Here is a 12234-nt window from a genome sequence, read left to right on the forward strand (position 1 = left end):
TATGATTAGCAAGGCATTACATGATGGGGTTGACGCTGGCGAGGATCCGCTCCGATAGCGCTTCCCCCTGCAATTGGCTGCTGGTGCGCAGTCGATGTTCAGCCACACTGCAAAACACCGCTTGTACATCTTCGGGGACTAAATAGTGTCTACCCTCTAAAAATGCCCATGCTTTAGCCGCCTGCAATAGGGCTTTGGTTGCGCGGGGCGATAGGCCGACGGCATCGGTTTGATTGCGCGAGTCATGCACTAAGGCCAAGACGTAATTGAGCAGTGCATCGGACGCCGCGACTTTGTCGCATTGCTCCTGCAACTGGGTTAACGCCAGCGGGGTTAAACATTGGGGTAAATTATCGAGGGTTTGCGGCGTTTGATCGCTTTTCAGCATTGCCAGCTCCGCATCATGGCTGGGATAACCGATAGAAATCCGCATCATAAAGCGGTCGAGTTGGGATTCTGGCAGCGGAAAGGTGCCCGATTGTTCCGTGGGGTTTTGTGTGGCAATCACAAAAAACGGATTGGGTAATCTGTGGGTGACGCCATCGACAGAAATTTGCTGCTCGGCCATTGCCTCGAGCAGGGCGCTCTGAGTCTTAGGGCTGGCGCGGTTAATCTCATCGGCCAGCACCATCTGTTTAAAAATAGGGCCGGGATGAAACACAAATTGCGCTTGGTGTTTATCAAAAATCGATACCCCGAGAATATCGGCGGGCAGCATATCACTGGTAAATTGAATACGTTGATAGCTAAGGCCGAGGCTTTGGGCGAGGGCATGGGACAGGCTGGTTTTGCCCATGCCGGGCAAATCTTCAATTAATAGGTGCCCACGGGCGAGAATACAGGCGAGGGCTAAGCGAACTTGCCGTGGCTTGCCTAATAATACTTGTTCAAGTTGTTGTAATAGTTGGCTTAAACCAGAATGTGCCACGGGAGACTCCTTGTGCATGGATGAGGTCATTCGCTCTACCACTATGGCGGAATATGACGCGCTTAGCCAGTCGCTTTTACTGTGAAATCAATCGGCTTAGTGAGTCGTTGCTAAGTAACCTTATGTAGGATCTTACTGCTTGGAGCTTTGAAGCATAGATATATAGGTGAGCAATGGCATTTGCTCAACGACGCGCAGCGAGTCCATCCGTGGATGCTCGACCGCCCCGTCCGTGGGGCGGACGGTCGTCTCGCTAATCGCCATGGCTCACCTGTTTAGCATTAGCTTAACATTTAGATTTAAAAGCTTTACACAGCATGCTTTGGGACATTTCCGCGTTAGACTTTTAGCTCGGATTAGTGAATTTCGGATTAAAATTTCTATGGAACAACCGCCTGTAAGAACAACGTCACGTAGCAAATATCTTGAACTGAATCGCCACTACTTCAATAAACTACAGTTAGTCTCATTTGATACATCTCGGTGTCAAGGAATTACGGGCGATTCTACTTCATTAACGCGTTGATATTGGGACTATTTCCGCAACAGCAAGTTTATTTGACATGACCATTGCTCCCACTAACGCACCACTGGATTCATTTGTCACAGGTAGTTTATCAACCTTCAGTGCCCAAACTTTGAAGTGATAATGGTGAGATTTATCTCCCTCTGGAGGGCACGCTCCACCATAACCTGGATCTACAAAGTCAGTACGTCCCTGAACAGCACCTGTCGGAATATTTTTACCATTACGATTCCCTGTGTCAGATTTGAGAGAATGGACGGTATTTGGAATATTAACCAGTGTCCAGTGCCACCATCCACTTCCGGTCGGAGCATCAGGATCGTAAACAGTTACAGCAAAGCTCTTCGTATCAATAGGCTCTCCTGACCAAGATAGTTGTGGAGAAATATCGTCTCCAGTACATCCTGAACCATTTTGTATGAAGGCCTTGCCTAACTCCTGACTATTTTTAATATCTGAGCTTGTTACCTGGAAGGTCTGTGCCTGAGCTAAAGAAGTGATCATGATCAGGGGGAGTAGTTTTATATTTTTTTTCATTGTAAAAATCCTTAGTTGTTAAATTATATTCATAGTAGAGGATGAACTCTATAATGCGAAAAGCATTTAATTAATGTCTGATTTACATATAATTGTATGAAGAAAATTGCTAATTTAAAATCCAATCTCCACGCCAAGTTTATTCCGTATGGGACGAAGAAAATAAAATGACAAAAATACTAAATGATATAAAGCAATGCCCAGCATGCCGAGGTATCTTCTTCTGGTTTTACACAGTTTTTTCAGATGACAACGTGCTAATTCCTGCCTCCAGAACCACACTATCTATGCGAACTAACAACTTTTGCGGCACCGACAGCAACGGCACCTTGAATAAATGTTCTGCGGGAACTTTTCATTTGAAACTCCCCGGATTAACGCCAAGAAAATAACGACGTTTTACTCATTAAACCTCTGTTGTTTAAACTTCGAAGTAAAGAAGGTGAAGAATGAAGATGCAATTAGCAGCAATGCACTTATTGTAAATGTTGCGCGATATCCACTGTGGTCGAATGCGATCCCACCGGCAACTGAACCGAGTGCAATGCACATCTGGACCACGGCAACCATCAATCCACCTCCAGCTTCCACGTCGTCAGGCAACGTTTTTGCAATCCAGGTCCACCATCCTACCGGTGCTGCCGTGGCCACAAGGCCCCAGGTTGCTAACAATAACGCCACTACAAATGTGTTATGCCCGAACACCATCAGTAAAGCAGCAACGACCGCCATATATAGCGGTATCAGAAGCAATGTCTGATAGAATCCTTTCTTGAGAAAAAGACCGATAATCAACGTTCCTGCAAAACCGGCAATGCCTATGGCGAGGAGGATAAGAGACAGTGTGGAAATCTCCACGCGGGTTACTTTCTCCAGAAATGGTCTTACATAGGTAAATAATGTGAACTGTCCCATAAAAAATAGACCACAACCTGTAATACCCACTGCAACAATCGGACGTTTCAACAAGTAAAGAACACTGCCTGACTGCGACTCAGACCGCTTGTCATGCATTGAGGGCATACTCAGCCATTGCCAAATAAAGGCAATTATTGACAGAGGTATAAGGCTGTAAAATGCACCACGCCAGCCTATCAGTGAACCGAGATAGCTTCCGAGCGGAGCAGCAACAACAGTTGCAAGGGCATTACCCCCATTGAAAATTGCCAATGCGCGGGATACATATCGCCCCGGTACCAGTCTGATTGCTGTCGCGGCTGACAGTGACCAGAATCCACCAATAGCAATACCGATCAGGGCCCGCCCAAACATGTAAGTCATGTAACTTGTTGCCTGTCCAATAATTAGACCTGAAAGGGCCATCAGCGCGGTCATCCCTAGCAATACATGTTTACGATTAAGCCTACCTGCAACAGTCAGGATAAACAGGCTGGTGACGACGGCAAACGCACCAGAAATAGTGATCCCCTGACCAGCCAAGCCCTCGCTAACACCCAAGTCTTTTGATATCGGAGTTAGCAAACTGACAGGCATAAATTCCGAGGCAATCAATACAAAAACACAAAGTGTCATAGCAAAAATGCCGCTCCAGTACGCCCCCTCTTTTTTGCTATCATTTAGTTCGAAATTAATAATTGAAGATGCTTCTTCGACTTTAGAGTTCATATAAAACCGTATGCTTATTAGTTAAAAGTGGGTAGAAGATGACAGGTTGATACTCGGTAATCTTTTCATTTATTTCTGGCGAGCCGACTTTGGCGACACCAATACTTCATAGCGTAATGAGTCACAACAGCAGGAAGTGCGATGACCGTTAGCCAATGTCCAAAAAATGGTGTGACGGACGTTTTGAAGTTCCATACATCAAGGCTGTAGGTAAACGTCAGTTTCGTCCAAATGCCCAGAACGGAGAAACTCCATACTCCTATCCCCACGATAGCAACAACAGCGATTCGAAGAGCCAGTTTCCTGTATGCATTGTCGTTCAACTTCATTAAAGCCCGGCTCAATCCCATGACTCTCGCCCAGTGAATTCCTACATGGATACCGGTAATAACCATCACCCAATACGCAGAAAACCAGTGAATTTCTCTTAGATAAATACTATCGATGGGAAGAAAACCAAACACAGTCTTGGAAATCACAATGCTCGTCACCAGCAGAATGATCATGTTCACTAGCAGAGCGGCATGAAGAAGCACCATCACGATGCGACGCTTGTCGTACCGCCCTTTGAGTAAGCCATTAAGCCAGGATTTATGCCTCGCTATATGCCAGGTCAATAGCATGAAAAATAACGAGCCAAAAATTTCATGCGGAACATTTTCCAACCACCAATAAGCCAGTGAGAGTAAAAGAAAAGTGAGCATCACGCATGGTAGTAAAAGCGTCATTAAACGAGATAACTTCATTCTTTTCCCCATTGTGTTGCAGTGTCTAATCAAGGTTTGAATCGCCACTACTTCACTAGACGACTTTTAGCATCATTGTAGGTAAACATGTATTGACGACTTTCACGAGACTGATGGCATGAGTAGCATCGCGCTGGACTCTCATCATCCATCTTAAAGGTACGATCTGGTGTAAATGCTTGGTATGACCAATCTCCCGGTGCGTCCCCTGTTTTCTCGGATACTAGATAGCGAGCGAGCTCATCACTTTGAAAATCCACTAGTACCACATGAGTCCCGGTTGGCACTGGCTCACCAGCCTGTATTGCATCAAGTGCTGATTGAGTGGTTAACATATGCTCACGAGTTCGTCCTCTGCGGACAGTCGTGTAGTGAACTAACTTTTCCAACTCAGGAAAGGTGACCGCTTGCATTTCTTCTGCTGCATTGGCAGGAGAAATTATGTTTGTCGGCCAGATTGTATAAGTACCAACAAGTGCCACTGTACCGACAAACGCAACTGACATGAGTCTTTTCGTCATCTTATGCATAGTTAACCACCCCAGGTCTTAAGCTAAGTTTTTCTGGAAAAAGGCCGTTAACTTTTCAAATGGAATTTTGTCCATTTGGTCATAGAGATCGACGTGATCGGCATCTGGAATAATCATCAGCTCAGCATTATCAGGAGACAACTTATGCACATCTTCTGAATAATATCGAGAGTGTGCATTATCACCTGCAATCAATAGCACTGGTCGCGGTGCGATCATTTCTATGTTGGCGTACATAGGAAAACTAAAGAACGACATTGGTGTCGTCGCAGTCCAAGCAGAACTGGATATAACACTGCGAGAATGAAAACCACGTTTGGTGCGGTAGTAATCAAAAAACATGGCTAAAACCGGATCGGGATTAGTCGGTAGTGTCTCAGGCAGCATACGTTGACTTGTAATAATATGCCCATTGTCATCGAACGGAACTTCATGGTAGCCCAAACCATAACTGCCCCGATCGACATCAGCCCAACGTTGCTGACCGAGATAATCCAGAACTTTGTGGCGTTGTTCCATCGTGTAACTGTCTTTATAGCTGCGACTCATACTGCGAGACATGTCGTACATTGAAGCAGTTGCCACTGCCTTAATACGAGAGTCGCTCGTTGCTGCGGTGAGCGCCATGCCACTGTAGCCACAAACTGCAATAACACCTATTCTGTCACGATCGACATTGGGTAAAGAGCCAAGGAAGTCCACAGAGGCACTAAAATCTTCGGTATTGATATCAGGAGATGCAACATGACGTGGCTCACCACTACTTTCTCCCGTATAAGACGGATCGAAAGCAAGTGCTATAAACCCTCTTTCGGCCATTGTTTGAGCATAAAGCCCTGACGACTGTTCTTTAACTGCACCAAACGGACCACTAACAGCCAACGCTGGGTGTTTGCCAGTCATATTTTTGGGTACGTAAAGATCGGCAGCTAGTGTTAGGCCATATCGAGTTCTATAGCTAACTTTTCTATGCTCCACTTTGTCACTTTTTGCAAAAGTCTTATCCCACTCGCTAGACAGCGCGAGTGTTGGTGCACCATTACCTGCCGCGAAAGCCGCTCCTGTTAAAGATAAAGCTCCTAGCGTAACAGCACTTGCACCTGACTTTTTCAGAAACGTACGTCGAGTTAGCGCGCTATTTGCTTGTTCAACATGTTTGTTATTTTTGGATAACGTCATTGATGTGTCTCCTTTATTATTTCAATACAGTCATGATTGGGTAGGTGATTAATAACTTGGATCTTGACACATCTACTAAAAAATGATTAGTAGCAATTAATTTGATGTATTTGTGAGAAAAGCTCAGCAATGAATTTTACAAAGATTGATGACATACAGGCATTTCTAGCAGTTGCTGAAGATGAAAGCTTTACTAAGGCCGCCGCAAAACTAGGTATTACGCCATCTGCGTTAAGTCATCGGATGAAAGGGTTAGAAGAGCGGTTGGGCATAAGATTACTCTCCAGAACAACTCGCAACGTATCCGCGACGGAGGCTGGGGAGCGATTAATTACTTCTCTATCGCCTTTATTTGAAATGATTAATCATGAGGTTCAAGCGCTGGGTGAATTGCGTGACAAGCCCTCTGGCACTATTCGCATTTCATGTACTGATGACCAAATAGAGCTATGTTTGAGGCCTAAATTAGCTGAGTTCTTGAGAGATTTCCCTGATGTGACAGTTGAGCTTTACGTCAATTATGGTTTTACCAATGTGGTAACAGAAAGGTTTGACGCTGGGATCCGTTTAGGTCAATCAATTAGCCAAGATATGATAGCGGTTCCTATTGGCCCTGATATACGCTTGGTTGTCGTCGGCTCACCAAGCTACTTTAATCAACGTGGAGAACCAAACACACCTTACGAGTTACCTGAACATTCATGTATTGACATCCGTCATCGGCCAGACGGTTCTGTTTACGCTTGGGAATTTGAAAAAGACGGTAAAGCATTCACGGTCAAGGGCAAAGGGCAGATTGTATTTAACAGCATAATGCATGTCTTGAACGCAGCCGTCGATGGGATTGGTCTTGGATTTGTCCCGGAAGAATTGGCAAGACCGTATCTGGATGATGGTCGATTAAAATCGATATTGACCGATTGGACACCATATTTTTCTGGCTTTCATCTCTACTATCCCAACCGAAGGCTGTCATCTCCTGCATTTATAGCTTTTGTTGAGGTATTTAAATACAAAAAATAGTAACGCGAATCGCCATCAATACAACAGCCACTCTGTATCATTACTAAAATTTGGTTAACTAGAACGACATACGTTTTAATGAAAGCTCGGCGCATAGCAAGCTATGGGGCAAAAAACCTTTAGCCTGATGAACAGTTCAATGGTTGTTAAGATTGCCACTGTTACCACCGTGACCGTTGGCGGCATGGCCGCTCTTTCACATCTGACCCATAGGGATATGGGAAATGCCACTATGATGTCGGGAACATCATAGGCCATGTGAACGCGGCATTTGCACTTCCATGTGTTGCAGATGCCGCTGTCGAGCCTATATGGACACTTCTAGTTAAATAAATAGGCGGCGTGTCACTGGGGAAACAATGACAATTCATCCTGCACAGCTGACGATAAACTTATCTCGTTTTAGGGCAACAAGCTTTTAGCCAGTTGAACAGTTCAATGGTCGTTAAGATTGCCACTGTTGCAACAGTGACCATTGGCGTGCATTGCGGTGTTATTGACCGTATTGGGTTTGTCGGTGGCGTTTGTGGTGATGTTGATGGAGACTGACCGCGACAGCCACGTCTGTCGGTTGGTGGGCTATTTGTGATTGTCGTGCAGTTAGTCATAGCCCTAGGTTCAACATTGGGAGGGGGTTGTTCGATTTAGTCAGCTTTATTCGTCAGCATTAAAATCAGTATGAGCATACTCATCTGCTCAGCGTTGCTGACGGCCCTGACGATGCGCCAACAATCTTAGACTAGCGTAGCTCCCTCATGATGAAGCTCAGCAGGGCCATAACCAAAATAACGCTTAAACTCGCGGCTAAATTGTGACGGGCTTTCATAGCCTACGCGATAAGCTGCGACATAGGCCTTGGTGCCTTGCTGCGCGATCAGGTATTTGGCTTTGTTTAAGCGCAGCTTCTTAAGGTATTGCAGCGGGGTCTCGCTGGTCACGTCTTTAAATGCTTTATGGAACTTTGATGGGCTCATGCTGGCGAGTTCAGCAAGCTGCTCGACATCTATTTTTTCCGCATATTTACGCTCAATAAAACGCAGCACCTTTGTGATTTTATCAAAATCACTATTCGGTGTTGCGAGTGAATAAAGCACCGCCGCCTGATCGCCATTAAGGGCGCGATAGATGATTTCATTCACTATTGAGGGGCCTAAAATTTGCGTGTCATTTTTAGACTTTAAGCAACTCACCAAGCGACACACGGCGTCTTTCATCTCTTTATCTAAAAATGCTGGCCCAATGGCGCGATTCAATTTTTTGCTGTTGTCACTATTGGACCGCTGAAAACCAATTTGATCAATCATGTGGTACAGCTGCTCAACATCAATCTCAATGTAAATACCTAGGAGCGGCTCTTCCTTGCTGCCGAATGTTTCACATTCAAAGGGAATCGACACCAGATTAACCAAGTAATTATCTACGTTGTAGACGAATGATTCTTTGCCTAGATAGCCCACCTTATGACCCTGCGCCACTATGTAGATCCCCGGTTCGTAAACCATGGGGGTTCTTGGGCTTTGGGTGACGACTTTGAAAAATCTAACCCCCTTCAATGCGGTTTCAGTGGCATCATTTTCAATCAGGTCTAAGTCAGCCATTAGTTCGGCGAGTTCTGTCATGGTCGGTTCCATCTGCAATATTGATCCACCGAGAATCTATAAAAATCTGCTCCAAATAGAAAGCCTAAAACAGGAATAGGCAAGTTACTGCGAGGAACGTGCATTCAAGGTTTTACTGTCGTTGCTTAATATCATCAAAACGTACTTAGCTCGTTCTGCCCCGAATGAATAACGAGCATCGTCCCCGAATCGTTGAAAGGAGCAATAGCATGATATTGAACGAAACCTTCACACTTTCAAACGGTGTGCAAATTCCTAAACTGGGTCTCGGCACTTGGATGATTGGCAACAATGATGCGGCGCAAACCGTGCGCAATGCGATTGAAGCGGGCTACCGCCATATTGATACGGCACAAGCTTACGGCAATGAGGCTGGCGTAGGCGAGGGCGTGCGAACCAGTGGTGTTGCCCGCGATAAGATTTTTGTTACCACGAAACTCGATGCCGCAGTTAAAACCTATACTGAAGCCGCGAATGCAATTGATGGGTCCTTGCAGGCGCTAGGTCTGGATTATATCGATCTTATGATCATCCATAGCCCTCAACCTTGGACGGATTTTCGAGAAGGTGAACATTTCTTTGAAGGTAATTTGCAGGCATGGCGGGCGCTAGAAGATGCCTATAAAGCCAATAAACTTCGCGCTATTGGCGTATCCAATTTTGAGCAGCCTGATTTAGATAATCTGCTTAAAAACGGCACGGTTAAGCCTATGGTCAATCAGATCCTCGCCCATGTAGGCAATATGCCTTTTGAGCTGATTGAGTATGCCCAAAAGCAAGGTATTTTGGTTCAAGCCTATTCGCCAGTCGCACACGGTGCGGCCTTGGGAAATCCGACATTGCTGGCATTGGCGACTCAATACCAAGTGACTGTGCCACAACTCTGTATTCGTTACTGCTTACAGCTTGGCTTGCTGCCACTCCCTAAAACCGCCAATCCCGCACATATGCGTGATAACGCCCAAGTTAACTTCAGCATTACGGCCGTGGATATGACGCTGCTGCAACAAATTGAGCCATTAACTCACTATGGCGAGGCCAATATTTTTCCTGTGTTCGGCGGTAAGTTACTCGCCGACGGTACATGCGTTGCTCGGGATTAACTCCCAAACCTTGTCTATCAGCAAGCATGGTTACACAGAACATCGAGCCATAGCGGCAAGGTAACAACAGCATTTAGCGCAAATATTAATGCTATCGCCAGTAGCTGAGCGCGTTCGCTCAGCTACAGGCACGACATTATTCATACTCGTTAAGGAGATAATCAAATGTGTGAAGATACAGATAAAACGCGTAGAAACGTCATTAAACTGACCGGCGCGATTGGCATAGGCGCTATGCTGGGCGGTTCCATGAATGTGTTTGCGAGCGAGTCGTCAGGCAATATTCAATCCCGTGGTTATGCCGCGTTTGATGAATCAGGCAAACTCAAACCATGGCAGTTTGAACGCCGTCCCGTTGGCGATAATGATGTGTTAATCGATATCAAATTTGCCAGCATCTGCCACTCGGATATTCACCAAGAAAAAGGTCATTGGGGTAAGCAGCAATATCCACAGGTGCCAGGCCATGAAATCGTCGGTATTGTTGCCGCTGTCGGTAAGAATGTGACCAAATTTAAAGTTGGCGATCGTGCGGGTGTTGGCTGTATGGTCGGTAATCATAATCACAGCCATCAAACCGATGAGGAGCAATATAGTCCCGACACTATCTTTACCTATGGCGCTAAAGATGACCGCTCGCCAACGGGTATCACACAAGGTGGTTATGCTAACAATATCGTCGTTGAAGAAAACTTTGTTATGCATGTGCCTGAGAGTGTCGATCTAGCAGACGCCGCACCATTGATGTGTGCGGGGATCACCACTTATTCACCACTGATGCGTGCGAACCTAAAACCTGGCACTAAAGTTGGCATTGCAGGTATCGGCGGTTTAGGGCATTTGGCAATCAAGATTGCAGTATCAAAGGGCGCAGAAGTGTATGCCTTTACAACCTCTCCCGATAAAGTGAAGGATATTCTCGCGTTTGGTGCAAAAGAGGCCATTGTGGTGAATGATCTGAGTAAGCTGGCAGATTATCGCGGTCAAATGGACTATTTGCTCAGCACTATTCCCTATGAGTACGATGTGGCCGCTTATGCATCTGTGGTTAAACCTTATGGAACGTTCACGCAAGTGGGTATGCCCAATGGTTTCGAAGTTAACATCAACGCCCTGAGCCTTGCTTTCTCACGCGTCAATTTTAATGCTTCCCTTATTGGTGGCATTAAAGAAACTCAGGAAATGGTGGATTATTGCGCCACGCACAAAGTGTTGCCAAGAATCCAAAAGATTAAAGCAATGCAGATTAACGATGCTTGGGAGCGAGTGGTCAACAAAGAAGCCAGATACCGCTATGTGATCGATGCTTCGACCTTCTAAGTTGTATCATCGTTAAGATATCGTTTAATAAGGGCGCTCTAGAGAGCGCCCTTTTTGTTGGAATAGCTTCGGTGCTGTAAACGGCTATGGTGATATCAACCAATTGTTTTTAGGTAAGTAAATGTATTTTGTCCGCAGATATAAGAACCAAAATCTGAGCTTAGTTTACCGTCGTTTGGGGATACGTTTTTAGCACGATGAACGGCCGACGATATCAATGCCGCCATCGGCATCCTCAACCATTTTATTCCTCCCTAACAAATTAACCTTTCGCTTTGCTCTGGGCGGATAAACCAAGGTTTGAATAGGAATCCTTGAACCCAATCGACATTTAGCTCGCGGGCCTGCTGGAGCTGTGCCTCGGTTTCTATGCCTTCGAGAATGCACTGTTTACCCGTGCGCTTGCCAAATTCAATCAAGGCGCTGAGCAGGGCGATACCATGGGGCGCGTCGATTAATTGAAGCCAGTAGCGGTCAAATTTGAGGTAATCCACATTCATCATCAAATCGATGGAGAGCATGGAGTGGGGCGCACCGATATCATCGAGCGCCACTTGAATATTGGCCGCTTTAAATTGATGAAACAAGCGATTCGCGAGCTCGGCATCACTCACACAGGTGTTTTCGATGATTTCTACCGTCAATTGCGAATGCTGCGATAGCAGATCGAGTAACTTTGGGGTATGCGCGCCATCTACCGCGTGGGGATCCACATTCACAAATAAACGCAGGTCCCGTGGGGCGTGTTTGAGCTGAAAGGCTTTTGCCTGAAACTCAACCGCCGCCAGTTGTTCGCTGGCTTCGTGTAATTGCTCAAAGATGAGATTCGGGGCGATGGCTTGACCCTGCTCGAGGTAAAAACGAGCGAGTGCTTCATAGCCATGAATGCGTTGAGTGTGGGGACAGACAAAGGGCTGGTATTCGCAACTTAAGGATAAACCGCTGAGATTGAGCATCGAAACTGGGGGGGTAAATGGCTAATCGCTAATTATTCGCATTTAGTGGCCAAGAGTGCAAACAAGTTTACCTCGCTTGAGTGCGTTTGCCGATTTAATACTCATACGGTTAAGCGTGAGTGTAAACGGCATTTGATACCG

The 12234-nt window shown here is 45.8% G+C and carries 12 protein-coding genes; 4 read left to right on the forward strand and 8 right to left on the reverse strand.

All coding sequences use genetic code 11. The features are described from left to right. Nucleotides 1–16 precede the first annotated feature (16 nt). Complete coding sequence (locus CF168_RS09600) at nucleotides 17–928, reverse strand: AAA family ATPase (protein WP_089067701.1); 912 nt, start codon at nucleotides 926–928, stop codon at nucleotides 17–19. A gap of 147 nt (nucleotides 929–1075) precedes the next feature. Here CF168_RS09600 and CF168_RS22635 point away from each other — a divergent pair, with 147 nt between their 5' ends. Then, nucleotides 1076–1207 carry a hypothetical protein gene (locus CF168_RS22635; protein WP_276207246.1) on the forward strand — a complete coding sequence of 44 codons (132 nt, stop codon included), beginning with the start codon at nucleotides 1076–1078 and terminating at the stop codon, nucleotides 1205–1207. Nucleotides 1208–1442: 235 nt separating this feature from the next. On the opposite strand, the gene CF168_RS09605 is transcribed toward CF168_RS22635, so the two are convergent. The 5 genes from CF168_RS09605 to CF168_RS09625 all read right to left on the reverse strand — a co-directional run bounded on the left by CF168_RS09605 (nucleotide 1443) and on the right by CF168_RS09625 (nucleotide 6072). Continuing rightward, entirely contained in the window at nucleotides 1443–1991 is a 549-nt protein-coding gene (locus CF168_RS09605; protein WP_089067702.1) for a YbhB/YbcL family Raf kinase inhibitor-like protein, read from the reverse strand. A 399-nt stretch (nucleotides 1992–2390) separates the two neighbouring features. Beyond that, the gene (locus tag CF168_RS09610; RefSeq protein WP_206191660.1) at nucleotides 2391–3617 is read right to left on the reverse strand and encodes an MFS transporter; all 1227 of its coding nucleotides are present in this window, start codon (nucleotides 3615–3617) and stop codon (nucleotides 2391–2393) included. Nucleotides 3618–3682: 65 nt separating this feature from the next. Continuing rightward, nucleotides 3683–4363 carry a DUF4405 domain-containing protein gene (locus CF168_RS09615; RefSeq protein ID WP_157705939.1) on the reverse strand — a complete coding sequence of 227 codons (681 nt, stop codon included), beginning with the start codon at nucleotides 4361–4363 and terminating at the stop codon, nucleotides 3683–3685. A 47-nt stretch (nucleotides 4364–4410) separates the two neighbouring features. After that, the gene (locus CF168_RS09620; protein WP_206191661.1) at nucleotides 4411–4893 is read right to left on the reverse strand and encodes a cytochrome P460 family protein; all 483 of its coding nucleotides are present in this window, start codon (nucleotides 4891–4893) and stop codon (nucleotides 4411–4413) included. Between the two features lie 18 nt (nucleotides 4894–4911). Next, the gene (locus tag CF168_RS09625; RefSeq protein WP_157705942.1) at nucleotides 4912–6072 is read right to left on the reverse strand and encodes an alpha/beta hydrolase; all 1161 of its coding nucleotides are present in this window, start codon (nucleotides 6070–6072) and stop codon (nucleotides 4912–4914) included. 129 nt (nucleotides 6073–6201) lie between these two features. On the opposite strand from CF168_RS09625, the gene CF168_RS09630 reads away from it, so the two are divergent. Next, entirely contained in the window at nucleotides 6202–7095 is an 894-nt protein-coding gene (locus tag CF168_RS09630) for a LysR family transcriptional regulator (RefSeq protein WP_089067704.1), read from the forward strand. Between the two features lie 734 nt (nucleotides 7096–7829). Here CF168_RS09630 and CF168_RS09635 read toward each other — a convergent pair. Next, complete coding sequence (locus CF168_RS09635; RefSeq protein ID WP_089067705.1) at nucleotides 7830–8714, reverse strand: AraC family transcriptional regulator; 885 nt, start codon at nucleotides 8712–8714, stop codon at nucleotides 7830–7832. A gap of 209 nt (nucleotides 8715–8923) precedes the next feature. On the opposite strand from CF168_RS09635, the gene CF168_RS09640 reads away from it, so the two are divergent. Both CF168_RS09640 and CF168_RS09645 read left to right on the forward strand, forming a co-directional pair. Beyond that, nucleotides 8924–9817 (forward strand): aldo/keto reductase, encoded by an 894-nt coding sequence (locus CF168_RS09640; RefSeq protein ID WP_089067706.1) that lies wholly within the window; start codon nucleotides 8924–8926, stop codon nucleotides 9815–9817. A 165-nt stretch (nucleotides 9818–9982) separates the two neighbouring features. Then, nucleotides 9983–11137, forward strand: coding sequence for an NAD(P)-dependent alcohol dehydrogenase (locus tag CF168_RS09645; RefSeq protein ID WP_089067707.1), 1155 nt, complete (start codon nucleotides 9983–9985; stop codon nucleotides 11135–11137). A 254-nt stretch (nucleotides 11138–11391) separates the two neighbouring features. Here the strand turns inward: CF168_RS09645 and CF168_RS09650 are convergent, their stop codons facing one another. After that, nucleotides 11392–12093 carry an EAL domain-containing protein gene (locus CF168_RS09650; protein WP_089067708.1) on the reverse strand — a complete coding sequence of 234 codons (702 nt, stop codon included), beginning with the start codon at nucleotides 12091–12093 and terminating at the stop codon, nucleotides 11392–11394. Nucleotides 12094–12234: the final 141 nt, after the last annotated feature.

It is taken from the genome of Shewanella bicestrii (assembly GCF_002216875.1).
Taxonomy (GTDB): Bacteria; Pseudomonadota; Gammaproteobacteria; order Enterobacterales; family Shewanellaceae; genus Shewanella; species Shewanella seohaensis.

What these genes read in the sequence shown, in the direction of transcription:
- CF168_RS09630 (WP_089067704.1), top strand. Translation starts at nt 6,202, where the DNA reads ATGAATTTTACAAAGATTGATGACATACAGGCATTTCTAGCAGTTGCT.
- CF168_RS09650 (WP_089067708.1), bottom strand. Translation starts at nt 12,093, where the DNA reads ATGCTCAATCTCAGCGGTTTATCCTTAAGTTGCGAATACCAGCCCTTT.
- CF168_RS09625 (WP_157705942.1), bottom strand. Translation starts at nt 6,072, where the DNA reads ATGACGTTATCCAAAAATAACAAACATGTTGAACAAGCAAATAGCGCG.
- CF168_RS09610 (WP_206191660.1), bottom strand. Translation starts at nt 3,617, where the DNA reads ATGAACTCTAAAGTCGAAGAAGCATCTTCAATTATTAATTTCGAACTA.
- CF168_RS09605 (WP_089067702.1), bottom strand. Translation starts at nt 1,991, where the DNA reads ATGAAAAAAAATATAAAACTACTCCCCCTGATCATGATCACTTCTTTA.
- CF168_RS09620 (WP_206191661.1), bottom strand. Translation starts at nt 4,893, where the DNA reads ATGCATAAGATGACGAAAAGACTCATGTCAGTTGCGTTTGTCGGTACA.
- CF168_RS09645 (WP_089067707.1), top strand. Translation starts at nt 9,983, where the DNA reads ATGTGTGAAGATACAGATAAAACGCGTAGAAACGTCATTAAACTGACC.
- CF168_RS09640 (WP_089067706.1), top strand. Translation starts at nt 8,924, where the DNA reads ATGATATTGAACGAAACCTTCACACTTTCAAACGGTGTGCAAATTCCT.
- CF168_RS09635 (WP_089067705.1), bottom strand. Translation starts at nt 8,714, where the DNA reads ATGACAGAACTCGCCGAACTAATGGCTGACTTAGACCTGATTGAAAAT.
- CF168_RS09615 (WP_157705939.1), bottom strand. Translation starts at nt 4,363, where the DNA reads ATGAAGTTATCTCGTTTAATGACGCTTTTACTACCATGCGTGATGCTC.